At 70.9% G+C, this 24,014-nt stretch carries 26 protein-coding genes; 15 read left to right on the top strand and 11 right to left on the bottom strand.

Features of this window, described 5'->3' with window-relative positions:
* Nucleotides 1-61: 61 nt before the first annotated feature.
* Nucleotides 62-661, top strand: a complete 600-nt coding sequence (recR, locus tag IEY91_RS11990) for a recombination mediator RecR (RefSeq protein ID WP_164322503.1) — start codon at nt 62-64, stop codon at nt 659-661.
* Nucleotides 654-1,346: a DUF5063 domain-containing protein gene (locus IEY91_RS11985; RefSeq protein WP_229696895.1), complete on the top strand. Its 693-nt coding sequence runs from the start codon at nt 654-656 to the stop codon at nt 1,344-1,346. The genes recR and IEY91_RS11985 overlap by 8 nt, the downstream gene beginning before the upstream one ends.
* A gap of 45 nt (nt 1,347-1,391) precedes the next feature.
* Here IEY91_RS11985 and IEY91_RS11980 read toward each other — a convergent pair whose 3' ends face one another.
* Nucleotides 1,392-1,964 carry a dihydrofolate reductase family protein gene (locus IEY91_RS11980; RefSeq protein ID WP_189173945.1) on the bottom strand — a complete coding sequence of 191 codons (573 nt, stop codon included), beginning with the start codon at nt 1,962-1,964 and terminating at the stop codon, nt 1,392-1,394.
* Nucleotides 1,965-2,050: 86 nt separating this feature from the next.
* On the opposite strand from IEY91_RS11980, the gene IEY91_RS11975 reads away from it, so the two are divergent.
* Nucleotides 2,051-2,182, top strand: a complete 132-nt coding sequence (locus IEY91_RS11975) for a DUF397 domain-containing protein (protein WP_306309891.1) — start codon at nt 2,051-2,053, stop codon at nt 2,180-2,182.
* On the opposite strand, the gene cspE is transcribed toward IEY91_RS11975, so the two are convergent.
* Nucleotides 2,179-2,388 carry a transcription antiterminator/RNA stability regulator CspE gene (gene cspE, locus IEY91_RS11970; RefSeq protein WP_164322499.1) on the bottom strand — a complete coding sequence of 70 codons (210 nt, stop codon included), beginning with the start codon at nt 2,386-2,388 and terminating at the stop codon, nt 2,179-2,181. The two genes, IEY91_RS11975 and cspE, sit on opposite strands and share 4 nt — an antisense overlap.
* A 413-nt stretch (nt 2,389-2,801) precedes the next feature.
* On the opposite strand from cspE, the gene IEY91_RS42495 reads away from it, so the two are divergent.
* The 5 genes from IEY91_RS42495 (at nt 2,802) to IEY91_RS11945 (ending at nt 8,079) form a co-directional block, all read left to right on the top strand.
* Nucleotides 2,802-3,326 carry a hypothetical protein gene (locus IEY91_RS42495; protein WP_306309890.1) on the top strand — a complete coding sequence of 175 codons (525 nt, stop codon included), beginning with the start codon at nt 2,802-2,804 and terminating at the stop codon, nt 3,324-3,326.
* A gap of 106 nt (nt 3,327-3,432) precedes the next feature.
* Nucleotides 3,433-4,704 (top strand): aspartate kinase, encoded by a 1,272-nt coding sequence (locus IEY91_RS11960; protein ID WP_164322497.1) that lies wholly within the window; start codon nt 3,433-3,435, stop codon nt 4,702-4,704.
* On the top strand, nt 4,701-5,759 hold the full coding sequence (locus tag IEY91_RS11955) for an aspartate-semialdehyde dehydrogenase (RefSeq protein ID WP_164322495.1): 1,059 nt from the start codon (nt 4,701-4,703) through the stop codon (nt 5,757-5,759). The genes IEY91_RS11960 and IEY91_RS11955 overlap by 4 nt, the downstream gene beginning before the upstream one ends.
* Before the next feature lie 338 nt (nt 5,760-6,097).
* Nucleotides 6,098-6,754, top strand: coding sequence for a SigE family RNA polymerase sigma factor (locus tag IEY91_RS11950; protein WP_164322486.1), 657 nt, complete (start codon nt 6,098-6,100; stop codon nt 6,752-6,754).
* On the top strand, nt 6,751-8,079 hold the full coding sequence (locus IEY91_RS11945; protein WP_229696894.1) for a hypothetical protein: 1,329 nt from the start codon (nt 6,751-6,753) through the stop codon (nt 8,077-8,079). Before IEY91_RS11950 ends, IEY91_RS11945 begins: the two co-directional genes overlap by 4 nt.
* A 55-nt stretch (nt 8,080-8,134) precedes the next feature.
* Here IEY91_RS11945 and IEY91_RS11940 read toward each other — a convergent pair whose 3' ends face one another.
* The 3 genes from IEY91_RS11940 to IEY91_RS11930 all read right to left on the bottom strand — a co-directional run bounded on the left by IEY91_RS11940 (nt 8,135) and on the right by IEY91_RS11930 (nt 11,643).
* Nucleotides 8,135-8,944 carry an SURF1 family protein gene (locus tag IEY91_RS11940; protein WP_189173944.1) on the bottom strand — a complete coding sequence of 270 codons (810 nt, stop codon included), beginning with the start codon at nt 8,942-8,944 and terminating at the stop codon, nt 8,135-8,137.
* A gap of 190 nt (nt 8,945-9,134) precedes the next feature.
* Nucleotides 9,135-10,919, bottom strand: a complete 1,785-nt coding sequence (locus IEY91_RS11935; protein ID WP_189174184.1) for a S9 family peptidase — start codon at nt 10,917-10,919, stop codon at nt 9,135-9,137.
* A gap of 196 nt (nt 10,920-11,115) precedes the next feature.
* Nucleotides 11,116-11,643, bottom strand: a complete 528-nt coding sequence (locus tag IEY91_RS11930) for a hypothetical protein (RefSeq protein ID WP_164322482.1) — start codon at nt 11,641-11,643, stop codon at nt 11,116-11,118.
* 121 nt (nt 11,644-11,764) lie between these two features.
* Here IEY91_RS11930 and IEY91_RS11925 point away from each other — a divergent pair, with 121 nt between their 5' ends.
* Nucleotides 11,765-12,715, top strand: a complete 951-nt coding sequence (locus IEY91_RS11925; RefSeq protein ID WP_189173943.1) for a formylglycine-generating enzyme family protein — start codon at nt 11,765-11,767, stop codon at nt 12,713-12,715.
* A 179-nt stretch (nt 12,716-12,894) separates the two neighbouring features.
* On the opposite strand, the gene IEY91_RS11920 is transcribed toward IEY91_RS11925, so the two are convergent.
* Nucleotides 12,895-13,605, bottom strand: a complete 711-nt coding sequence (locus IEY91_RS11920) for a DJ-1/PfpI family protein (protein WP_189173942.1) — start codon at nt 13,603-13,605, stop codon at nt 12,895-12,897.
* Between the two features lie 174 nt (nt 13,606-13,779).
* Between IEY91_RS11920 and IEY91_RS11915 the strand changes: the two genes are divergently transcribed.
* On the top strand, nt 13,780-15,591 hold the full coding sequence (locus tag IEY91_RS11915; protein WP_373287929.1) for a sensor histidine kinase: 1,812 nt from the start codon (nt 13,780-13,782) through the stop codon (nt 15,589-15,591).
* A 92-nt stretch (nt 15,592-15,683) separates the two neighbouring features.
* On the opposite strand, the gene IEY91_RS11910 is transcribed toward IEY91_RS11915, so the two are convergent.
* Complete coding sequence (locus tag IEY91_RS11910; protein ID WP_164322475.1) at nt 15,684-16,373, bottom strand: response regulator; 690 nt, start codon at nt 16,371-16,373, stop codon at nt 15,684-15,686.
* 529 nt (nt 16,374-16,902) lie between these two features.
* Between IEY91_RS11910 and IEY91_RS11905 the strand changes: the two genes are divergently transcribed.
* Nucleotides 16,903-17,415 carry a hypothetical protein gene (locus IEY91_RS11905; protein WP_189173941.1) on the top strand — a complete coding sequence of 171 codons (513 nt, stop codon included), beginning with the start codon at nt 16,903-16,905 and terminating at the stop codon, nt 17,413-17,415.
* Nucleotides 17,416-17,420: 5 nt separating this feature from the next.
* Here IEY91_RS11905 and IEY91_RS11900 read toward each other — a convergent pair whose 3' ends face one another.
* The 3 genes from IEY91_RS11900 to IEY91_RS11890 form a co-directional block, all read right to left on the bottom strand.
* Entirely contained in the window at nt 17,421-17,639 is a 219-nt protein-coding gene (locus IEY91_RS11900; RefSeq protein WP_164322470.1) for a DUF4287 domain-containing protein, read from the bottom strand.
* Between the two features lie 126 nt (nt 17,640-17,765).
* Nucleotides 17,766-18,359 (bottom strand): hypothetical protein, encoded by a 594-nt coding sequence (locus IEY91_RS11895; protein WP_189173940.1) that lies wholly within the window; start codon nt 18,357-18,359, stop codon nt 17,766-17,768.
* 62 nt (nt 18,360-18,421) lie between these two features.
* Nucleotides 18,422-18,871: a DoxX family protein gene (locus IEY91_RS11890; RefSeq protein WP_164322466.1), complete on the bottom strand. Its 450-nt coding sequence runs from the start codon at nt 18,869-18,871 to the stop codon at nt 18,422-18,424.
* 174 nt (nt 18,872-19,045) lie between these two features.
* On the opposite strand from IEY91_RS11890, the gene IEY91_RS11885 reads away from it, so the two are divergent.
* The 4 genes from IEY91_RS11885 to IEY91_RS11870 all read left to right on the top strand — a co-directional run bounded on the left by IEY91_RS11885 (nt 19,046) and on the right by IEY91_RS11870 (nt 23,011).
* Nucleotides 19,046-20,281, top strand: coding sequence for an amidohydrolase family protein (locus IEY91_RS11885; RefSeq protein ID WP_189174181.1), 1,236 nt, complete (start codon nt 19,046-19,048; stop codon nt 20,279-20,281).
* A gap of 25 nt (nt 20,282-20,306) precedes the next feature.
* Nucleotides 20,307-21,218, top strand: coding sequence for an FkbM family methyltransferase (locus tag IEY91_RS11880; RefSeq protein ID WP_189173939.1), 912 nt, complete (start codon nt 20,307-20,309; stop codon nt 21,216-21,218).
* Nucleotides 21,219-21,306: 88 nt separating this feature from the next.
* Entirely contained in the window at nt 21,307-22,224 is a 918-nt protein-coding gene (locus IEY91_RS11875; RefSeq protein ID WP_189173938.1) for an alpha/beta fold hydrolase, read from the top strand.
* A gap of 16 nt (nt 22,225-22,240) precedes the next feature.
* On the top strand, nt 22,241-23,011 hold the full coding sequence (locus IEY91_RS11870) for a MerR family transcriptional regulator (RefSeq protein WP_229696893.1): 771 nt from the start codon (nt 22,241-22,243) through the stop codon (nt 23,009-23,011).
* Here IEY91_RS11870 and IEY91_RS11865 read toward each other — a convergent pair.
* Entirely contained in the window at nt 22,977-23,768 is a 792-nt protein-coding gene (locus tag IEY91_RS11865; RefSeq protein WP_189173937.1) for a glycosyltransferase family 2 protein, read from the bottom strand. The two genes, IEY91_RS11870 and IEY91_RS11865, sit on opposite strands and share 35 nt — an antisense overlap.
* Nucleotides 23,769-24,014 lie beyond the last annotated feature (246 nt).

Here is a 24,014-nt window from a genome sequence, read left to right as displayed (position 1 = left end):
GGTACGTACAAAAGCTCCCTGAGCCCCGAAGACTGAAGACCGAAGAGCAGGAAGGCACTCCGTGTACGAAGGCGTGGTCCAGGACCTCATCGACGAACTGGGCAGGCTGCCCGGCGTCGGTCCCAAGAGCGCGCAGCGGATCGCCTTCCACATCCTTCAGACCGAGCCCACGGACGTACGCCGCCTCGCGCACGCCCTCCTCGAGGTCAAGGACAAGGTCCGCTTCTGCGCGACCTGCGGGAACGTCGCGCAGGAAGAGCTGTGCAACATCTGCCGCGACCCGCGCCGCGACCCGTCGGTGATCTGCGTGGTCGAGGAGCCCAAGGACGTGGTCGCGATCGAGCGGACCCGGGAGTTCCGCGGCCGCTATCACGTCCTGGGCGGAGCGATCAGCCCGATCGAGGGCGTCGGTCCCGACGATCTGCGCATACGAGAACTCCTCGCCAGACTCGCCGACGGCACGGTCACGGAGCTGATCCTGGCCACCGACCCGAACCTGGAGGGCGAGGCGACGGCGACGTACCTCGCGCGCATGATCAAGCCCATGGGCCTGAAGGTCACCCGCCTGGCCAGCGGACTCCCTGTCGGGGGAGATCTGGAATACGCGGACGAGGTCACCCTGGGCCGCGCTTTCGAGGGGAGACGACTCCTAGATGTCTAAGTCAACGACCAAGTCGCCCGAGGCACCCCAGCCCAAGCTGCTGCACTCCGCGGCGCTGGACCCCGACGACTTCGCGGTCCAGATCTCGGACCAGATCGAGAGCTTCATCGTGGCCGTGACGGAGGTGGCCAAGGGCGACGAGCCGGACTCGGCGGTGCCCTTCCTCCTCCTGGAGGTCTCCCAGCTCCTCCTCGCGGGCGGCCGCCTGGGCGCGCACGAGGACATCGTCCCCGACGAGCGCTACGAGCCCGACCTGGGCCCGGAGGCGGACGTCGACGACCTCCGCCAGAGCCTCGCCGTCCTCCTGGACCCCATCGACGTCTACTCCGAGGTCTTCGACCCGTACGAACCGCGCAAGGCCCCCGTCGCCTGCCGCATCTCCGACGACCTCGCGGACGTCGTCACCGACCTCCGCCACGGCCTCGCCCACTACAGCGAGGGCCGCACCACGGAAGCCCTCTGGTGGTGGCAGTTCTCCTACTTCTCCAACTGGGGCTCCACCGCCTCCGCCGCCCTGCGCGCCCTCCAGTCCCTGGTCGCCCACGTCCGCCTGAACCAGCCCCTCGAAGACCTCGACGGCCTGGACACCGACGAGGACCTCTCGGAGGACGCCCTCGCGGAGGTGGCGGGCCAGGTCATGGCGGAGGAGCTCGGGGCCCCACTGGGAATCAGGCCGACGAAGTAGCAGTGACCTGACCTACGGACGAAGCCGCCACCAGCTGGACCAGAACTAACGGACGACGTCGAAGACGTTCTTCTGCAGCCCGTTGGAGTACGTCTCGTGCTCGACGAGCTTCAGCTTCTGGGTGTCCTTGTCCGTGGTGCTGAAGAGCCGCTTGCCCGCGCCGAGCAGGAGCGGGAAGACGAGCAGGTGGTAGCGGTCGATGAGGCCCGCGTCGGAGAGGGACTGGTTCAGGGACGCGCTGCCGTGGACGATGATCGGCCCGCCCTCGGTCTTCTTCAGCGCGGCGACGTCGTCGAGTGAGCGCAGGATCGTCGTCTCGCCCCAGCCCGACACCAGGTCGCCCTCGGCGAGGGTGGTGGAGACGACGTACTTCGGCATCACCTTGTACTGGGCGAACTCCTCCATGCCGGGCCACACCGGGCTGAACGCCTCGTAGCTGACCCGGCCGAGCAGCATCGCGGCGGCCTCGCCCTGCTCACGGCCCTTGATCTCGTACGCCTCCGGCACGAAGTCGATGTCCTTGAAGGTCCACCCGGAGTTCCGGTAACCGGGCTCGCCGCCCGGGGCCTCGACGACGCCGTCGAGCGAAACGAAAGCGGTGCTGATCAGGGTGCGCATCTCGGATCCTCGGTTTCTGGGGTATCTCGTGTCTGCTTCAGTCATGGTCTCTGACCGAGCGCCACCCCGAAACTCATCGGTCGCCCGTGGCCCTGAGTGCACCGTTCGGCGTCCACATACGCGACTCGAAGCTCCCCGCCGGGGCCGGGCCCGAACTGGCCGTCCCGCCCACGGCGTGGGCCACCTTCCTCGCGTACGCGGCGCGTGCCGCCCGCTAGATCGCCGTGACGTTGACCGCGCTCGGACCCTTCTGGCCGGCCTCGATCTCGAACTCCACGTTCTGGCCCTCGGCCAGTGTCTTGAAGCCGTTGCCCTGGATGGCGGAGAAGTGGACGAAGACGTCCTTGCTGCCGTCGGCCGGGGTGATGAAGCCGAACCCCTTCGACTCGTTGAACCACTTGACCTGGCCCTTGATCTTTGCCACGGGTGCCCCCTGTGTTGGCGTCGTTGGGGCCTCATCGTCCCGCGTGCGCGCCGCCAGGCCCAGATGATCTAGGCAACTTGGCCGGTTTGCGGGGGCGTTCACCGCAGGTCGGCCCGGAGCTTGAGCCCCGGGAGCCGGGCTTCGGGACCCGGGCTCCTCCAAGGATTGGGTTTGGTTGGGTTGAACCCAACCAACCAACCAGTTACAGGAGTTGGGCCGCGCGCCACCCTCCCGGGTGACATTCCGTAGTCAGCTTGCTTCAGAACGTAAAGCCGCCCTAGGTTCGCGGCAAAGAAGCGGCCCCGGCCGGTGCGCCAACACCGGTACCGAGGCCTAGCCCTACGGATCGAAGTCGAGGCTCGATCGTGGCTTACGCCAATCTTAGTGTTGCCCTGCCGTCCCCGTCCCACCCGATGGCCAAAACGGGTTACGGCAAACGCCCCGCGGGTGACGAACCCCCGCACGCGGACGCCGACTTCGCACACCTGGGCCCCCGCGAGGCCGAACTCGCGGCATTCATCGACGCACTCCCCACCGGCGCCGCGATGGGCCGCCTCACCGACGTCGGCCACCTGCGCTGGGTCAAGGAACACCTCACCGTCGAGGACAACTCGATGCGCTGGGTGACCAGGACGTACTGGTCGCGGGAGCGCAGGTCACCGGAGTGGTGGGCGGAGTTCGTACGGGCCCGTCACGGCCGCGACGTAACGCACGACTACAGGCCGGGCCTGGCCCGGGTGACGCCCCTGGAGCACGAACAGGAACAGGAACAGGAGCGGGCGCCGATGGCGGAGCCCTCGGCGCCCCGTACCGCACAAGGCCCAGGGGCCAGGCATCGTGTGAGCCACCCCACTTTCCGGAGTGCGCTCGTCCGGAGCGGGCAGGCAGTCCACCGGGCGGCCGGAGGACAAAGGGCCACCGTGTTGATCAAGGCGTGAGCGGGACATCTCACGATCTGATACTCGCGGGGCGGAATTCGGCCGCTCGTTAGACTGAGCCGACCGCAGCAGTGCGGTCTGAAACGTAACTGAGCGAGGAGCGCACGTGGGCCTTGTCGTGCAGAAGTACGGAGGCTCCTCCGTAGCCGATGCCGAGGGCATCAAGCGGGTCGCCAAGAGGATCGTGGACGCCAAGAAGAACGGCCATCAGGTCGTTGTCGTGGTGTCCGCCATGGGTGACACGACGGATGAGTTGATCGATCTCGCCGGACAGGTATCTCCGATTCCTGCCGGGCGTGAATTCGACATGCTGCTGACCGCCGGAGAGCGGATCTCCATGGCCCTCCTTGCCATGGCGATCAAAAACCTGGGCCACGCGGCCCAGTCGTTCACGGGCAGCCAGGCGGGTGTCATCACCGACTCGGTCCACAACAAAGCGCGGATCATCGATGTGACCCCCGGGCGGATCAGGACCTCGATCGACGAGGGCAATATCGCCATCGTCGCCGGGTTCCAGGGCGTCAGCCAGGAGGGCAAGAACATCACCACGCTGGGGCGTGGCGGTTCCGACACCACTGCCGTGGCCCTCGCCGCCGCGTTGGACGCGGAAGTCTGCGAGATCTACACGGACGTCGATGGCGTTTTCACCGCCGATCCTCGTGTGGTGAAGAAGGCCCGCAAGATCGAGTGGATCAGCTTCGAGGACATGCTGGAGCTCGCCAGCTCCGGGTCCAAGGTGCTGCTCCACCGGTGCGTGGAGTACGCCCGTCGTTACAACATCCCGATTCACGTGCGGTCCTCGTTCTCGGGGCTGCAGGGCACGTGGGTCAGCAACGAACCGCAAGGGGACCGCAAGGTGGAGCAGGCCATCATCTCCGGTGTCGCGCACGACACGTCCGAGGCGAAGATCACCGTCGTGGGCGTCCCGGACAAGCCGGGCGAGGCCGCCGCGATCTTCCGGGCCATCGCCGACGCCCAGGTCAACATCGACATGGTCGTACAGAACGTGTCCGCCGCTTCGACGGGCCTGACGGACATCTCCTTCACGCTGCCGAAGACCGAAGGTCCCAAGGCCATCGAGGCCCTGGAGAAGACCAAGGCCGGGGTCGGGTTCGACTCCCTTCGGTACGACGATCAAATCGCGAAGATCTCGTTGGTCGGGGCCGGGATGAAGACCAACCCGGGCGTGACGGCGACCTTCTTCGAGGCGCTCAGCGACGCTGGTGTGAACATCGAGCTGATTTCCACGTCCGAGATTCGGATTTCGGTCGTCACGCGAGCCGATGACGTGAACGAGGCCGTCCGCGCCGTGCACACCGCCTTCGGGCTCGACTCGGACTCCGACGAGGCCGTGGTCTATGGAGGCACCGGCCGATGAACCGCAAGCCGACGCTCGCGGTCGTCGGAGCGACCGGGGCCGTCGGCACGGTGATGCTCCAGATCCTGTCGCAGCACGCCGACATCTGGGGCGAGATCAGACTCGTCGCTTCACCGCGCTCGGCCGGCCGCAAGCTGGCCGTGCGCGGTGAGGACCTCGAAGTGCTCGCGCTGAGCGAGGACGTCTTCGACGGCGTCGACATCGCCATGTTCGACGTGCCCGACGAGGTGTCCGCCCAGTGGGCGCCCATCGCCGCCTCCAAGGGCGTCGTCGTGGTCGACAACTCCGCCGCCTTCCGCATGGACCCGGACGTGCCGCTCGTCGTCCCCGAGGTCAACCCGCACGCGGCGCGCGTACGCCCCCGCGGCATCGTCGCCAACCCCAACTGCACCACCCTGTCGATGATCGTGGCCCTCGGCGCCCTGCACGCCGAGTTCGGCCTGCGCGAGCTGATCGTCTCCTCGTACCAGGCCGTGAGCGGGGCCGGACAGGACGGCGTCGACACGCTGCGGCGCCAGCTCAAGCTGGTCGCGGGCACGGACCTCGGCACAAGGCCCGGCGACGTACGCCGCGCCGTCGGCGACGACACCGGACCCTTCCCCGAGCCCGTCGCGCTGAACGTCGTGCCCTGGGTCGGGTCCGTGCGCGAGGACGGCTGGTCGTCGGAGGAGATGAAGATCCACGACGAGTCGCGGAAGATCCTCGGACTTCCCGACCTGAAGGTCGCCGTCACCTGTGTGCGGGTGCCCGTCGTCACCACCCACTCGCTGACCGTCCACGCGCGCTTCGAGGACGAGGTGACCGTCGCGCGCGCCCGCGAGATCCTGGCGACCGCGCCCGGCGTCGTGCTCTTCGACGACCCCGCCGCCGGCGAGTTCCCCACTCCCGCCGACGCCACCGGCACCGACCCCACCTGGGTCGGCCGGCTGCGCCGCGCACTGGACGACCCGACGGCCCTCGAACTCTTCGTCTGCGGGGACAATCTGCGCAAGGGCGCCGCCCTGAACACCGCGCAGATCGCGGAGCTGGTGGCCGGGGAGCGGAACTCCTCGTAGGAACTGTGTAAGTTCTGTGTTCAATCTGATGGTCCAGACCGCTTGAACTGGGGCGTCTCCACGTTCGAAGATTCGGCTTCTGCGCGCTGCAACCGCGGCGGCGCAGCGCGCGTCTTCGCCGTCGCCCTCCAGTGGGCGGCCTGAAGCGCTGCGAAAAGAACATGGGGCATAGGGGAAGAGTCGGTACGCATGGGGGCTTTTGATGCATCGTCGCGAGGCGTTCCCGCGACCGCCGCACGCGCCACGACCACGGCGCCCGCGACCCGCGGCGGGCGGGCGATGCGATACGCCACACCCGACGCGTACAACCCTGACGGGGGGAAGCGTGTCAAACAGGCGTGGCAGAGGTACTGGACTTCACAGCGGCAGGCGGCGCGGCGGCATTGCGACCGCCTCGGCGCCCGCGCGTACCCGGCGGCATGCCGGTGATCGCCCCCATGCCCGCAGCGCGGCCCGCCCGCATCCCGACTCAGCGCGAGGGCGATGAGTTGAGCGTGACCGCGGGCACCACCGTCGACCATCTCACCGAGACCTACCGCGCCCACTACAGGTCGCTGCTCGGCCTCGCGGCGCTGCTCCTGGACGATACGGCCTCCTGCGAGGACGTCGTGCAGGAGGCGTTCATCCGCGTGCACTCCGCGCGCAAGCGGGTGCGCGACCCCGAGAAGACCCTCGCGTATCTGCGCCAGACCGTCGTGAACCTCTCGCGGTCCGCGCTGCGCCGCCGCATCCTCGGCCTGAAGCTCCTCACCAAGCCGATGCCGGACATGGCGAGCGCCGAGGAGGGCGCGTACGACCTCCTGGAGCGCGACGAACTCATGAAGGCCATGCGCGGCCTGCAGCGCCGCCAGCGCGAGGTCCTCGTGCTGCGGTACTTCGCGGACATGACCGAGGCCCAGGTGGCCGAGACGCTCGGCATATCGCTCGGCTCGGTCAAGGCGTACGGCTCGCGGGGCATAGCCGCCCTGCGGGTCGCCATGGAGGCCCCGGCATGACGCGCCAACAGCGGGATGTGTTCGCTGCGGCGCGGGACGCCGCGGAGCGGGACACACACGAAGAGCAGGATGCGTACGAGACGCAGGACGTGAACGAAGAGCGGGGCGCCGGGCGCGACCGCGGGCAAGACGCTGGGAACGAAACTGTGAAGCAGGGGCCGGGCGGCCAGGACCGCCCCGACCGCGAACTCGGCGTACTGGGTTTGATCAACGGCGGCACCGGGAGCGGCTCGGGCGGCAGCGGTGGCGGTCCCTTCGGCAGCGGCGGTGGCGGCGGTGGCGGCGGCGACGACGGTGACGAGCCCGAGGGGCTCGGTGACGACGAACGCGCGCTGCGGCGGCTGCTCCAGGGCGCCGTCAAGGAGATCCAGCCGGGCGACGCCGCACTCGACAAGCTGCGGCACGCGGTGCCCGCGCGCCGCGCCCGCAAGCGCCAGGCCCTCGTCGGCATGGCCGCCGCCGCGCTCCTCGTCGGCACCGCCATCCCCGCGCTCGTGCACGTCGCCGGTTCCGGCGGCGACTCCGACGCGCGGCCCTCCATCGTGGGCGCCGGCAGCAACCAGCCCACCCAGGGCTCCACCGGCCAGGGCAAGGACCGCGACCGGCCCGGCAAGGACACCAAGGACGACAAGTCCAAGGGCGAGAAGGACAAGAAGGACGGCAAGGGCAAGGAAGGCAAGGGCAAGGAGGGCAAGGGCAAGGACCGCGACAAGCCCGGCGCCACCGGCGGGACCGACCCGGGCGCCGAGGACACGGCCGCCCCGTCCTCGCCCAGCTGCGACGCCTCCCAGCTCGGCAACGCCACGGCCTCGGCCGGCACCGCCGAGGCCGACGGGAAGGTCTACGGCACCTTCCGCGTCTCCAACGTCTCCGGCAGCAGCTGCACCGTCACCTCCGCGGGCTCCGTCGCCGCCGCGGCCCAGGGCGCGGCCGACCCGACGAAGGTCAACGTCGTCGACCACACCGCGGGCGACGCCGCGGTCGGCCTGCCCGACCCGGCGCAGGAGTCCAGCTCGCTTGTCCTCCAGCCCGGCGCGTCCTACGAAGTGCGGTTCGCCTGGGTTCCCGCGGCGTCCTGCCCCTCCGACGGCGGCGACCCCTCGCCCAACCCCTCGCCCTCCGACGGAGGCGCGGGCGGCGGAGGCTCCGAGAGCGGGGCTCCGGACGGCACGACGACCCAGTTGGAGCGCGAGGACGGCGGCACGGTCGACGGCAGCGTCGCGGTGTCCCTGACGGCCGAGCCGGGCTCGCCCGCGACGGGGACGACGGTCAGCAACGCGTGTTCCGGGACGGTCTACAAGACCGGGGTCCTCGCGGCGCAGTAGCGCGTGCCGCTGGGCCCTCGGGGGCCCTCAGGGGCGCTCGGCTCGGCTGCTCGGCTCAGTTCGTGTCCGGTACCGCGTTCGGTACGGGTTCCGGTGCTGCTTCCGGTACGAGGCCCAGTTCCGCGTCCCGGGCGAACTCCCGCTCCCGGCGGAACAGGCGGAACCACATGAACAGGACGAAACCCGCGAAGACGAACCACTCGCCGGTGTAGCCCAGGTTCTGGAACGCCTTCATGTCCAGGCCGCTGTCCTCCGGCGCGGACGCCGGGACCGGCTTCAGGCCCGCCGCGCTCTTGCCGCCCCGGTCCAGCGTGACCCACGCGTCGTACACGTCGTCCGGGACCAGGTTCACCAGCGACGCCGCGCTGATCATGCCCACCTGGCCGGACGGGAGGCCGCCCGCCTTCGTCACGCCCTGGGAGCTGAGGCTCTCCGACGCCTGCAGCGTGCCCGTCACGGTGACCTCGCCCTTCGGCGGTGCGGGCGCCTTGTTCTTGTCGGCCGAGCCCGGCAGCCATCCCCTTACGACCGGCAGCGCCTTGCCGTCCGCCGTGTCCAGCATCGTCAGCACGTAGTAGCCGGACTTCTCGTCCAACTCCCTGTCCGGTACGAGCAGTTGCTTGCCCCAGCTGCCCGTTGCCGTCGCCTTCTCGCCCGAGGTCTTCTTGTCCACCGGGAGCAGGGACGTGAGGGGGCGGGCCCTGTCCGTGGACGTGGTGGCCTGGCGCTTGGCGTCCTCGTGGTCCTGGACCCGGTCCTCGAAGCGGCTGAGTTGCCAGGAGCCCATGAAGAGGCATACGGGGATCGACAGCGCGACGAAGACGTTGATCCCCCACCAGCGGGGGGTCAGCAGGAACCGGTACACCCCACCCACGGTACGGGGCGCCTGCGGCGGGCTTTCCCCCCACCCCGCCCCTTCCCGGCTGTAACGATTTGCGGCTCCGCCGCGTGGGGGGCTCCGCCCCAGACCCCGTATCGGCCTGAACGGCCTCGTCCTCAAACGCCGGACGGGCTGAAACCAGCCCCTCCGGCGTTTGAGGAGCGGGGTCCAGGCCCTACCCCAGGTGCCGTTCCGCGAAGTCCAGCTCCAGCGCCACCTGCTTGATCCGCTCGTCCACGACCAAGGAGCCGTGCCCCGCGTCATAGCGGTACACCTCGTGGACGGCATCGCGCGCCGCAAGGCGGTTGACGTAGTTCTCGACCTGGCGGATCGGGCAGCGGGGGTCGTTGACGCCGGCGGAGATGTAGACGGGGACCTTCACGGCGTCGACGTAGGTGAGGGGGGACGAGGCCTCGAAGCGTTCGGGGACCTCCTCGGGGGTGCCGCCGAAGAACGTGCGGTCGATGGCCTTCAGGGCCTCCATCTCGTCGTGGTAGGCGGTCACGTAGTCGGCGACGGGGACCGCGGCGAGGCCGAGGGCCCACGCGTCGGGCTGCGTGCCGAGGCCGAGGAGCGTGAGGTAGCCGCCCCAGGAGCCGCCGGCGAGGACGAGGCGGTCGGGGTCGGCGAGGCCGGAGTCGACGGCCCAGGCGCGCACCGCCGCGATGTCCTCCAGCTCGATGAGGCCGACGCGGTGCTTGAGGGCGTCGGTCCACTCGCGGCCGTAGCCGGTGGAGCCGCGGTAGTTGACGCGGACCACCGCGTACCCGTGGTCGACCCAGGCGGCCGGGCCCGCCATGAAGGAGTCGCTGTCGTGCCAGGTGGGCCCGCCGTGCACCTCGAAGACGGTGGGGAGGGGGCCGGAGGTGCCCGCGGGCTTCTGGACGAGGGCGTGGATGCGGCCGCCGGGGCCCTGAACCCACACGTCCTCCACGGGCACGGAGCCCGGCGCCTTCATGCCGGGCGGGTCAAGGACGACCTGGCCGGAGGTGGAGCGCAGGACGGGCGGCTCGGCGGCCGACGACCACATGTACTCCACCGTGCCGTCGGGGCGGGCCGTGGCGCCGGAGACGGAGCCGCGCGGGGTCGGCACGGGGGTCAGCTCGCGGGTCGCGAAGTCGTACCGCCACAGGTCGCCGCGGGCCTCGAAGCCGTGGGCCACGAGCAGTGCGGAGCCGTCGGGATACCACTCGGCGGAGACGTCGCCCGGCAGGTCGAGGGCGAGGTCCGTCTCCTCGCCCGTGGTGACGTCCCACACCATCGGCTCCCAGCGGCCACGGCGCTGGTGGCCCACCAGGAGGCGGGTGTCGCCGTCGACCGGGGCGAAGCCGAGGACCTCCAGGCCCAGCTCGACCGTGCCGCCCTTGCTGTCGTCCAGCTCCGCGACCGTCGAGCCGTCGGTGCGTACGACGCGCAGCGCCGCGTGCATCGCGTCGCCGTGCTCCGTGTGCTCGACGGCGATCAGGGTGCCGTCGTGCGAAAGGTCGCCGACGCCCGCGGACTCGCGGTGGCGGTAGATCTCGGCGGGCGCCTCGCCGGGGGCCGCGTCGGGACGTACGACATGGATCGTCGAGCCGTCCTCGTCCGTCGAGCGGCCCACCACCACCGTGCGGCCGTCGCGGCCCACGGCCAGGCCCGCCGGGTAGGAGGCATCGAGGCCCGGGACCGCGGGCTCGTCCGTGCCGCTGCCGTCGAACGGCTGGCGCTGCCACACCCCGAACTCGTCGCCGTCCTTGTCGTCGAACCACCAGATCCACTGGCCGTCCGGCGAGAGCAGGCCGTCCGTCGTGCCGTTCGGCCGGTCCGTCACCTGGCGCTGCTCGCCGGTGGCTCGGTCCCATGCGTACAGCTCGTACGTCCCTGTCGCGTTCGAGACGAACAGGGAGCGGTGCGGGGCGTCCTCCGCCCAGTCGGGCAGGGAGACGCGGGGCGCGCGGAAGCGCTTCTCCCAGTCCGGCATCGTCGCCCCGGCGCCCGGCGCGGTCGCCCCCGCCCCGTCCGGTCCTGCATTCGGCTGCGTACCCGTGTCACTCATGGCCCCATAGTGCCTGGAGCAGGCCACGATCCGCTGGGAGGGCCCTCAACCTGTGGACAACGGCAGCCCCAGCCTGTGGACAACCTCGCGCCGCCTGCCCTGTGGACCCCCGGTTCGCCCGCTACGCCGGCCCCGGCCCCAGCCACGCCTCCCTCGGCGGCGACGCCAGCTCGCCCAGCTTCGCGTACGACCACGCCCGCAGGACCTCGTGCGCGGCCCCCGGCGGCGTCGCCGCGACGATCACGTCGGCGGTGTGGCGGGACAGCAGGAGGTCCCGGAGCCGGGTGGCCACGCCCAGGCGCCGGTACTCCGGCACCACCATCAGTTCCGTGATCACGAAGAGGCGCCCCGCCCCGGCCTGGGCCGCCGCCTCCGTCGGCAGGATGTTCCGCAGCGTGTCCGCGAGCACCCCGCCCCGCTCGGCCCGGAAGCCGTACAGACAACCGGCCAGCACCGCTCCCGAGTTGGCGGTCACCATGTCGAAGTCCGGTTCCTGCACGTGCCGTTCGAACCGCTCCAGGAATCCCTGGCGCACCGCGCCGCTCCCCGGCCCGTCCAGGCCGTGGCACTCCACGTACAAGTTCGCCATCACCTCGCGCTGCTGTTCCGCCTGCCACCGCGTCAGCCGTCGCAAGAACACCTCAGCCATGCACGCCTCCCACCCCGCACCCCGTGACCCCGCGTCGCACCACCCCGCACGCCGCACCTGGACTCCGCATGGTGACACCACCGGCCCCCTTGCGGAACTACGCGTGTGCGACGATCACGCGATGAGCCGCGCCGAAGCCGGGCGCAAGCGCACCCCAGCGGTGAGCGAGCGCGCCCAAGTCGCAACCAAGCGCGCCGAAGCCCTGAGCAAGATGGTCGCGCTCCCGGGCGGCACCTTCCGTATGGGCGCCTCCGGCGGGCACGGGCACGGGCACGCCGCCGACGGCGAGGGTCCCGTCCGCGCGGTCACCCTCGACCCTTTCCGCGTCGACCCCTGCGCCGTCACCAACGCCCGCTTCGCCGCCTTCGTCAAGGACACCGGCCATGTCACGGACGCCGAACGGCACGGCTGGTCGTACGTCTTCGCGGGCCTGCTGCCGCCCGCCCTCGCACACGCCTCGCCCGCCCCGGACGGCACCCCCTGGTGGCGCGGCGTCCAGGAGGCGACCTGGCGGGCACCGGAAGGCCCGGGGAGCGACGTCATGCGTGAGCGCGCCAACCACCCCGTCGTGCACGTGAGTTGGGGCGACGCCCGCGCCTTCGCCGCCTGGGCGGGCAAGCGGCTGCCGACCGAGGCCGAGTGGGAGTACGCCGCGCGCGGCGGGCTCGACCAGGCCCGCTACCCGTGGGGCGACGAGCTGACGCGGCGCGGGCGGTGGCGGTGCAACATCTGGCAGGGCGACTTCCCGGCGCGGAACACGGCCGAGGACGGGTACGTGGGGACGGCGCCCGTCGACGCGTACAGGCCCAACGCCTACGGCCTGTTCAACACGGTGGGCAATGTGTGGGAGTGGGTGGCCGACCGGTTCACGGCCACGCATCCGACAGGGCCGCTGGTGAACCCGCGCGGCCCGCAGGACGACAGCGGCGGCACCGAACGCGTCCTGCGCGGCGGCTCCTACCTCTGCCACGACTCGTACTGCGCCCGCTACACGGTGGCGTCCCGCACCGCCAACTCCCCGGACTCCAGCAGCGGCAACAACGGCTTCCGGTGCGCGGCCGACGCGGGGTGAGCCCGCCTCGAAGGCGCCGGACGGTGACCCCTCCCCAAGGGCGCCCCGCCCGCCCCCTCACAACCGCTTGAACACCCCCGTGAGCCCCGCGATCAGCATCGCCGCCAGCGCCCACCCCGCCAGCGTGCCGCGCGACCGACTCGCACAGGCCGCGTCAGCCGCGTACGCAGCACCGTCGGCTACGTACGCAGCACCGTCCCCCGCCGCTCGAACTCCATCAGCGACTCGACCTGGCCGACCGCGGCGGACCCGACCGCCCGCTCCAGGACCCACAGCGCGCCGTCGATCCCGGAGCTGACGCCGCCCGCGCACACCAGGTCGCCGCCGTCGTCGACCACGCGGGCGTCGCGCACGTCGGCGCCCTGCTCGCGCAGGTAGTCCTTGGCGCGGTGGTGCGTGGTGCACGGGCGGCCGCCGATGAGCCCGGCCGCGTGCAGCACGACCACGCCCGTGCAGACGCCGAGCAGGGTGAGGTCGGGGCGGGCGGCCTCCCGCAGCGCCCGGGTCAGCCGGCCCTTCTTGATCTCGGCCCAGATCCCGGCGCCGTCCCGCTGCCCGAAGCCGCCGCCGGGCACGACGACCACGTCGGCCGCCCCCGGCTCCCAGGCCCCGACGCCCGTCACGCGCGTACCGAACCGCCCGGTGAAACCGCCCGCCCCACCGCTGGTGACCAGCTTCGTCTCGACCGGCTGCCCCACGGAGCGCGCGGCACCGAAGACCTCAAGGGGCCCCGCGAAGTCGAGCTCCTCGACGCCGTCGAAGACGACGATGTGCACGCGCAGCGGCTTCCGCCCGCGCGCCTGTGCCACACCCGCGCCCGCGCCCCACGCGACCGTCGCCCCCGCGGCCCCCACGGCGGCCGTGGACCTCAACAGACCTCTGCGATCCATCCCGGACCCTCCTCGCTCGCGTTCAACTCACGTATGCGTTCGGACAGTTGGTCGGGACGTACGAGACGGGGGTTCCCGCGGGACCGGAATTCGCGGCCGGTGTACCAAGCACGCGAACTACCTCCACGCAGCGCCACTCACCGGCTACGGTGAGCGTCGATATGCGGGGCGGGTATGTGCACGGCTGCTCGGGCGGAGGAGCTGATGGGCCAACAGGGCGCGGGCACCGGGCAGTTGACGCGGTTGCGGCTCGACGAGCTGCTCGAAGAGCTGGCCGCGCGGATCGGCGCGGTCCGCGGCACCCGGGACCGGCTGCACAGCCTCCTGGAAGCGGTCCTCTCGGTGGGCCGCGAGCTGGATCTCGCGCAGGTCCTCAGACGGATCGTGGAGACGGCCGTCGCGCTGGTCGACGCCGAGTACGGCGCGCTCGGCGTGATCGGCGAGGGCCGCATGCTCGACGAGTTCCTGCCGGTCGGCATCAGCGAGGAACTGCGCGCCGAGATCGGCGACCTGCCGTCCGGCCACGGCCTGCTCGGCGAGCTGATCCGCAACCCGCAGCCGCTGCGCCTCGCGGAGCTCTCCGAGCACCCCGCGTCCGCCGGTTTCCCCGCGCACCACCCGCCGATGCACTCCTTCCTCGGCGTCCCCGTCCGCGTACGCGACGAGGTCTTCGGCAATCTCTATCTGACCGGGAAGCACGGCGGCGCCGAGTTCGACGCCGAGGACGAGTCGGTCCTCTCGACGCTCGCGGTCGCGGCAGGCGTGGCCGTGGAGAACGCCCGTCTGTACGAGGAGGCGCGGCTGCGCGAGCGCTGGCTGCAGGCGAGCGCGGAGGTCACCAGCGCGCTGCTGTCCGGCGCGCCGGAGGCCCAGGTCCTTGAGCTGATGGCGGAGCGCGCGGCGGAGATCACGTCGGCGGAGCTCGCGGCCGTCGAAATGGTGCAGGCCGACGGCGACTTGAGGGTCGAGATCGCGCTCGGCCCGCGCGCACAGATGCACCGGGGCGCGACGCTGCCCCGCAAGGGCTCGTTCGCGGGGGCCGCACTCGAAGCCCAGGCCCTGGTCCTGTCCGCCGATGTGCGCAAGGACCCGCGGGTGACGTACAAGGCGTCCCGCTGGGAGGGGCTCGGTGCCGCCGTCGCCGCACCGATGAGCACGCGCGACGACGTACGCGGTGTGCTGCTCCTTGCCCGCAGCAGCGGCCGTCCCGGCTTCTCGGAGGCCGAGACCGCGCCCCTGACGGGCTTCGCGGGCCAGGCCGCGCTCGCCCTCGAACTCGCCGACCGGCGCCGCGACGCCGAGCAGATGAGCCTGCTCGAAGACCGCGACCGCATCGCCCGCGACCTGCACGACCTGGCGATCCAGCGGCTCTTCGCGACCGGTATGACGCTGCAGAGCGTGCAGCGGTTCGTGGAGCACCCGGGCGCCGCCGAACGCCTGCGCCGCGCCGTCGACGACCTCGACGCCACCATCAAGATCATCCGCTCCACCATCTTCGGCCTGCGCGACCACGAGGCGCCGGGCGGCGCGGCGGGCCTGCGCGTACGCACCGTCCGCGCGGTCGAGGACGCGGCCGCCGCCCTCGGCTTCACCCCCGCGCTCCGCATGGAGGGCCTGATCGACACGGACGTCCCCCGCGAGGTGGCCGACGACGTGGTCGCCGTCCTCAACGAGGCCCTCTCCAACGTCGCCAGACACGCCCACGCCCGTCGGGCAGAGGTGTCACTGGTGGTGGGGAAGGGAGCGCTGGAGGTGGCGGTGGTGGACGACGGGGTGGGCGTGCCCGAGCGGCTTGGCAAGCCCGACAGCCCCGCGGGCGCCGAACGGGGCGCGGGACTACGGAACCTCGCCGAGCGGGCCGAACGGCTGGGCGGAGAGCTGGTGGTGGGGGCGGGGGAGCGGAGGGGGACGAGGCTGGAGTGGCGGGTGCCGCTGGCGCTTGAGGACGAGGCCGAGGGCGGCAGGCACAGCCCGTCCGGCGTTTGAGGACGAGCCGCGAAGCGGCGAAGAGCAGGGGGAGAGGGGGCGCAGCCCCCATACAGGGCGGCGGAGCCGCAGATGAACGCAGAGCGGCGGGACTAGGAGTTCCGCTGCTCCACGGCGGCACGCGTGACCTGCGCGGCAAGCACAGCAGCCTGCACCCGCCGCTCGACGCCGAGCTTCGCCAACATCCGCGAGATGTGATTCTTCACGGTCTTCTCGGACAGATAAAGCTTCCCCCCGATCTGCCGGTTGGTAAGCCCCTCCCCGATGAGCGCGAGGATGGCACGCTCGCGCTCGGTCAGGCCGGCCAACCGCGCGTCCTGAGCCGCAGGCTCCCCCTCGTCCGCGCGCAGCGACCGCATCAGCCGGGCCGTCGTCGCCGGGTCGAGCAGCGACTGCCCGGAGGCGACCGTGCGCACCGCGGTGACGAGGTCCGACCCCTTGATCTGCTTGAGTACGTAGCCCGCGGCGCCCGCCATGATGGCGTCGAGGAGGGCGTCCTCGTCGTCGAAGGACGTGAGCATCAGGCAGGCCAACTCTGGCATGAGCGACCGGAGTTCACGGCACACCGTGATGCCGTCCCCGTCCGGGAGGCGTACGTCGAGCACGGCGACGTCGGGCCGCAGCGCGGGCCCACGGGCCAGGGCCTGCTCCCCGCTGGCGGCCTCCCCGACCACCTCGATCCCGGGCTCCCCGCCGAGGAGGTCGCGCAGCCCTCGGCGGACGACTTCGTGGTCGTCGAGAAGGAACACGCGGATGACGGCACTGTTGTCCATGTCCACCATGTCCACCCCTTGGTCGGCCCGGCATGCCTCTGCGGTCGGTCCGGCATCTCTTCGATTCGATCGTGACGGAAAGGGCTTGCTCCCTGCCAGGGGCCGAACGGCCCGGCGCACGGCGGACGCGGGGGCCGAGCGGCCCCGGAGGAGGGCCAATCGGCCCCTGCGCAACCCGCCCCGCTCACGGCACTGTTGACTACGTAACAACCCCAGACGATACGGAACAACCCCCGGACACAGGTCCCGATGCGCAGCGGAGCCGCCGCGTCGGAGCCGTCCTGGTGCGGCCTGGCTGAGGACATGTCCAGCGTCCACCGCACCCCGTCTGCGCGGCCGCAGGGGAGCGGCCGCGCAGACGCACTCTTCTGGCGGGGGCGCCCTGAGCAGCCGTACCGGCGGGCCCCCGCACCGGGCAGGACGCAAATCCAGACATGCCGGACCCTGATAGATTCCTCCGACCGATAATCGGAACGCTATGTTCGGACCGATCGGAGTTATCGGGACAAACAGGGATCAAGCTGGGGGATCAGAGAGCATGTCCACGGACCCGTTCGACGGCCACAACGTCATGGCGCTGCTGGGCATCGTCTTCATCTGCACGGTGCTGGCGGCGAGCCTCGCGGCGTACGGCTGCGTCACTTTCGTACGCAGGGTCATCCGGGCCGACCGGCAGGCCGGCGCCACGCGCCCGCTCCCGCACGCCCTCCGCGCCGCCGCCTCCCTGGCAGGGGCGGGCGCGCTCGCCGCGTACGCCTGGGGCGCCGCCCACCTCCTCGCGTTCGACGACACGGAGCGGGGTCCGGCGTGCAGCGCGGCGGAGGGCCCGGTCGACGTGACGGCGATCGACGGCTACAGCGCCACGTACTTCCCGCTGCGCTTCGGCTGCCACACGACGGACGGCACGACGTACGCGGTGGGCGTCCCCGACTACGTCAATCCGGCGGCGCTGACGCTGACGATCACGGCGGCGGTCCTGGCGGCAGCGGCGGCGGCCCTCAAGGCACGCACCGCCCGCACGTCACTCGCCGGCACCGCCGGCGCCCGCTGAGCCCTTCACGAGCTCTGCGACCCCCCGTCCAGGGTGTACTTCACGAGCGCGTTGGCGTGCCCGTGCCCCAGCCCGTGCTCGGCCTTCAGCCAGGCCACGAGCTCCATGTGCTTGCTGAGCTCGGACCCCCGGATCAGCCCTTCCCACTCGGCGATCGCCCGCCCGTACTTCTTCTCGATCGAGGGAAAGTAGCTGGCGGGACCCTTGGCGGCGGCAGTGGACATCGGAACACCCTCCCCGGTGCTGGACAACGACTGCCCATAGGACAGCCGTCGCCACCCGAACTGATCGCTCCCTGAGGGTGATCCACGCCACACGGGCGCAGGAGCCGCAAGCACCCTAGGCGTCCGTCACAGATGCAGCATGTGCATCAGCTCAGTGCTCCGCATCCCTGTCGCCACCTGAGGCGCGTCGTCCCCGGGCCGCATCCACCCCGCCGTCACCGCCGAGGCGACCGCGGCCGCCTCGGCGTCGTCGGCCGCCGCGTTCAGGGCCGTGTTCTCGCCCAGCTCGCCCGCCTTCGCGGCTTCGGCGGCGGCTTGCGACGCCTTGAGGGCCGCGCGGCAGGCGGCAGCGGCGAGGCCACGGTCACCTTCACCGTCGCTGTCCGCGTCACCTTCGCCGTCGTGGAGCTGCCCCATGCGCGCGGCCTGAGCCGCCGACGCGGACGCGTTGCGCGCGCAGCGCGAGTCCGCCGCCGGGGCCGGGGCGCTCTCGGCCAGCACCGCGACGGCCTGCGCGGACACGCGGGCGGCGTGGGCCGCCTTCCATGCGACCTCCTGGGCGGCCGCCGCAGATCCGGGTTCCCCCTGCTCGATGTACCGGCTGACCGCCGCCGCGCGGGCTGCGGCGCTTCGGGCACGGGCCGAGTGGCCCGCCCTGAGGGCGGCCTCCGCCGAGGGTGGCGCTTCCGGCTGCTGCTCGTCGCGGTTGAGTTCGCTCACTGGCCGTCTCCTTGTCCGTCTCGGATCGTCCGTCTCCGATCGTCCTTCTCGGATCGTCCCTCTCAGAGGAAGAGCCCCAACGCGTTGTCCACCGACCACACTTGCCAGCTCATCCCGAAGAACGCCACCGCCGAGATCAGGGCCATCATGAGGTTCTGCCCCTGCTCCGCCCAGTCGTGGATCATGAGTACGAGGTAGATCAGGTTGAGCACGAGCCCGCCGACGAGGGCGATCGGCGTGAGGAATCCGGCGATGAGGCCCAGGCCGAGGGCCAGTTCCGCGTAGGCGACGACGTACGCCATCAGCCGTTGGCGCGGCTTCACCACGCTGTCGAAGCCGCGGCTCACGACGGACCAGCGGTGCTTCTCGGCGATGCCCGCCGCCCAGCCGATGCCGCCCCCGGTGAACCACGTCTTCTTGTCCTTGTGGCGCCAGCTCTCCAGCCACCACAGGCCGAGCCCGATCCGGAGGACCGCCTGCCACTCGGCTCCGCCGAGCCAGATCGTCTGCATCGGGTGTCCTTCCCAGGAGGGCCGCTGACCTAATACTGACGGTGTGTCAGTTCAGCGGATGCGCGCCCATCCCGCAAGGCCTCGACTTCTCGGTGGTGGCGCCATAACCTCGATCTGATGGGTCGTCAGATATGGCCAGGGCCGGTGGACCCGGCGGGCGGTGAGGGGTACAGCGTGAGCGGCAAGGAAAGCGGCGCCAAGGACGTTCCCAAAGTCATCAGCGTGGACGATCACGTCATCGAGCCCGCGCACCTCTTCGAGACCTGGCTCCCGGCGAAGTACCGCGACCGGGGCCCGCAGCCCTTCACCGCGGGCATCGGCGAACTGGCGTACGTGGGCGGGAAGTACCGCTTCACCACCGACCCCGAGGGCCAGCTCACGGACTGGTGGCGGTACGAGGACGAGATCTTCCCGTACAAGCGCATCATCGCGGCCGTCGGCTTCTCCCGGGACGAGATGACGCTCGACGGGATCACCCGGGAGCAGATGCGCCGGGGCTGCTGGGACCCCAAGGCGCGCCTCGCGGACATGGACATCAACCACGTCGAGGCCTCGCTCTGCTTCCCCACCTTCCCGCGCTTCTGCGGCCAGACCTTCTCGGAGGCCAAGGACAAGGAGGTGGGGCTCGCCTGCGTCCGCGCGTACAACGACTGGATGGTCGAGGAGTGGTGCGGGGACAGCGGTGGCCGGCTGATCCCGCTCTGCCTGATCCCGCTGTGGGACGTGGACCTGGCCGTCGCGGAGATCAAGCGCAACGCCGCCCGCGGCGTACGCGCCGTGACCTTCAGCGAGATCCCGACCTATCTGGGCCTGCCCTCGATCCACTCCGGCTACTGGGACCCGTTCTTCGCGGCCTGCGAGGAGACCGGCACGGTCGTGAACATGCACATCGGCTCGTCGTCGCAGATGCCCGCCGCGTCCCCGGACGCGCCGCCCGCCGTGCAGGCCTCGCTGTCCTTCAACAACGCGATGGCCTCGATGATGGACTTCCTGTTCTCGGGTGTCCTCGTGAAGTTCCCTCGGCTCAAACTGGCGTACAGCGAGGGGCAGATGGGCTGGATTCCGTACGCCCTGGAGCGCGCCGACGACGTCTGGGAGGAGCACCGGGCGTGGGGCGGCGTGAAGGACCTGATCCCCGAACCGCCATCGACGTACTACTACCGGCAGATCTTCTGCTGCTTCTTCCGCGACAAGCACGGCATCGAGGCGATCGAGACGGTCGGGGTGAACAACGCGACCTTCGAGACGGACTACCCCCACGTCGACTCCACCTGGCCGCACACCAAGCAGGTCGCGACGGACCACGTGGGCCACCTGCCGGAGGAAGTGGCCTACAAGCTGCTGCGCGGGAACGCGATTCGTATGCTGGACCTGCCGTTTGATCAGGATCGGGCGGTAGCGGCGACGTAGCACCGCGCGAGAGGCGGCAGGGAACATGGCGGAGGTCGTGGCCACGCTGGCGCGCGCGTATGTGCGCCGGGCTCCGGGGCCCGCCCTCGGCAAGGGGGCGCTGGTCTCCCGGTATCTGAACCCCCGCCTGCGCGAGCACCCTCGCCGGCGGGTGGTCGACTCCGTCTTCGGGGCCAGGTTCGCCGTCGATACGCGGGACCTGATCCAGCGCTACATCTACATGTACGGGGCCTGGGAGCCGCACATGATGAGCTGGCTCGCGACCCGGCTGGGGGCCGGGGACGTCCTCGTCGACGTGGGCGCGAACGTCGGCTTCCTGAGCGTCTACGGCTCCCGCCTAGTCGGGGAAACGGGACGGGTGGTGTCGATCGAGGCGTCCCCCGTCTTCCACCGGCGGGTGCTCCAGCACGCCGAACTCAACGGCTGCGACAACATCCGCGCGGTCAACGCCGCTGTCTCGGACAGCGCCAAGACCCTCACCTTCGTCCTCGCGAGCTCCCGCAACATGGGCGCGAACAGCATCGTGCCGTGGGACGGCCCCGCGGAGTCCACCTTCGAGATGGAGGCGCGCCCGCTGCCTTCGCTGCTGCGGCCGGACGAGATCGCACGGGCCCGGGTGATCAAGATCGATGTGGAGGGCGCGGAGGGCGGTGTCGTGCGCGGCCTCGCCCCGATGCTCGGCGAACTGCGTCCCGACGCGGAGATCACCGTGGAGGTGACCCCGGAGCGCATGGAGCAACTGGGCGACTCCGTCGAGGAGTTGCTGGAGACGATGCGCGAGCACGGCTTCCACACGTACCGCCTGGCCAACGACTACGCGCCCGAGAGCTATCCGAGCGCGCTGCGCAGCCCCGAGCCTCCGGTGCGGTGGCGCGGCCCGGTGACGTCCGAGAGCGACCTGATCTTCTCCCGAGTGGACGCCGAGACGCTGAAGTGACCCTGCCTCGGGCCGCTCGTGAAACGACCCTGCTTCGGGCTGCCCGGGGTTGACCCTGCCCCTACGTCAGGGTTGGACCCTGACTCGCATGACGAACAACAGCACTTCCCCGGCCGCCCGGCTCGCGCCGCCGCTCGGAGGGTTCCAGGAGATCGACGGCCGCCAAGTCTTCGTACACCGGTCGGGCGGCGGCGGACCGGCCGTGGTGTTCCTGCCGGGGGCCAGCGCGGTGGGCCTGGACTATTTCGGCGTACAGGAGGAGGTCGCGCAGTTCACCACGGCGGTGGTGTACGACCGCGGAGGCACGGGCTACAGCGACCCGCTCCCGCTGCCGCGCCCCGCCACCGAGGTGGCCACGGAACTGCGTGACCTGCTGCGCGCTCAGCAACTCCCCGCCCCCTACGTCCTGGTGGCCCACTCCCTCGGTGGCCTGTACGCCCACCGGTTCGCGCAGTTGTACCCGCAGGACGTGGCCGGGTTGGTCTTGCTGGACGCCTTCCACCACGACTGGGACGACTTCATGCCGCCCGAGGCGAGCCTGGCGGCGGTCGAGGGGATGGCCCCTGACCGGGAGCAGATGGAACGGATGCGCCCGGCCCTGCGCGAGATGAGAGCGGAGCTGTACGCGGCCTACCCGGAGCACATACGGCAGGCGCTGATCGAAGCGAAGTCGACCGACGAATGGACCGACTCCGGCATAGCCGAGCGCACCCAGCTGCCCGACCTGGCCACCGAACTGCGGGCCGGGCCACGCATCCCCGACGTCCCGGTGATCGCCCTCACCGTGGTGGGCACCGACCCCGCCCTCCAGGCACTGACGTCGGAGCGGACGCTGCGGGAAATGAACGAGGGCAAGACGAAGATGGACGCCGCCCTGGTGAACGCGGTCTCCCACGGAGAACAACGCGTCATCACCGACACCACCCACCACCGCCTCTGCTTCGACCGCCCCGACGCAGTGGCCCAGGCGATCAACGACGTCGTACACCTGTCGACTCGTACTTAGACTCGGCACGACGACGATGCCGCACGACGCGACGGCGTACGAAGACCCAAGGGGAATGGTGCTCACCATCGGCCAACTCGCCGCAACCGCCGGCGTGACCGTGCGCACCGTTCGCCACTACCACCACGTGGGCCTGCTCCCGGAGCCCGAACGCGACGCCTCCGGCTACCGCCGCTACAGCGCCCAAGCAGCGGTGGACCTCATCCGCATCCGCACCCTCGCCGACGCCGGCGTCCCCCTGGCCCGAATCGACGCCCTGCTCCACGCCCGACCGACCGAATTCGCGGCGGCCATCACAGGCATCGACGCCGAGCTGCAACGCAAGATCGACCAACTCACCGAATACCGCAGCCGCATCGCCGAACTGGCAAGCGGCGAAAGGCTCGTGCTGCCTCCCGAGGTGGTCGCCATCCTGGACCGCATGCGCGCGCTCGGCATCAGCGAACAACGCGTACGACTGGAGCGCGACGCATGGATCCTGATGCAGGCACTGGACCCGCACGTCATGCCCCAGCGAATCCGCGACAAGAACGCGGCCTTCGACGACCCCGAGACGAGACGCCTGTATCTCGCCGTCGACCAATCGGTCGACTGGCCCCCGAACGACCCACGCCTGGACCGCCTCATCGAAGACCTGGACACCTGGGAAACCACCCACGAACAGGACACCGCCCAACAGCCCGGCTACCTGAGACTGGTCTCGTCCCGAATCTCCGAGACATCCCCGTCCTGGCAACGCATCGTGGCCGCCCTCACCCACCGCGCCGAACAGCGCCGCCGGAGCTGACCGGGAAGCGCCACCCCGACAGAGCCAGCGCCCGCGCCCGCGCCTCCGCCACAGCCATCCGCGCATCGTGCTCCGCGGAGTCCGTGTGCGCCGCCTGGCCCGTCGCCTGGCCCTCCCACTTGCGGTAGAGGAGGCCGACGCCGGACGTGAACCAGCCGCGGGAGACCGCGTTGAGGGCGAGGAGGAGGCCGGTGTCCTCCGAGGCGGGGAGGGCCATCCAGCCGCCGAGGGCTATGAGGAGGTCTCGGCGTACGAAGAGGGTCGCCGGGTGGACCTGGGGGCGGAAGGCGTGTGTCTTCCAGTGGTTGAGGACGGTGTCGCGTTCGATGGGGCCGTGGGCGGGGTCCTCGGGGAAGCCGACGGTGGTGCCGTCCGGGAGCAGGTCGAGTGCGCGCGAGGTGGCCCAGCCGAGGGTGTGGTCGTTCTCCAGGGCGGCCAGGTCGCGTGCCAGCGCGCCCGGCGGGAGTTGGTCGTCGGCGTCCAGGACCTTCACGTACGGGCCGTCCGCGTGGGCCAGCGCGAGGGTGCGGGCGACTCCGGGGCCGCCGGCGCGGCCCTGGCGGAAGGTCACGCGGTCGTCGGCCGGGACGTGCGGGGCGACGTCGTCGCTCTCGCCGTCCTCCTGGATCACCCAGTGCCACTCCCAGCCCTCGGGTAACACCTGCGCGCGGAGCGAGTGGTGGGCCTCCGCGAGGAAGCGGGCGGAAGGCCCGTGGACGGCGGTGATGACGATGACGCGCCGACGTGCGGCACTCACCCGCACTCACCTCCATACCTGTGCCTGTGCATGTCTGGTAATTGACCTAGAAGGGTTCTATAGGGGTGCTATAAGGGTTCCATGTAGCGTGAAAATGCCTTATGGCCGAGGCCGGTTCGCCCGACGTGAGCGGCAAAATTCAACTACCCCTGGAACGGAAGAGCCCGATCGCTGGCGACGGGGGATGCACCAGCGATCGGGCTGTTTCCAACCGTAACAAGCCTGGTCGCGCAGGGGGAGTGAACT

The sequence above is a fragment of the Streptomyces lasiicapitis genome (genome assembly GCF_014646335.1).
GTDB classification, from domain to species: domain Bacteria; phylum Actinomycetota; class Actinomycetes; order Streptomycetales; family Streptomycetaceae; genus Streptomyces; species Streptomyces lasiicapitis.
The sequence above is the reverse complement of the archived record's forward strand: the minus strand, read 5'-3'. Positions and strand labels throughout refer to the sequence as shown.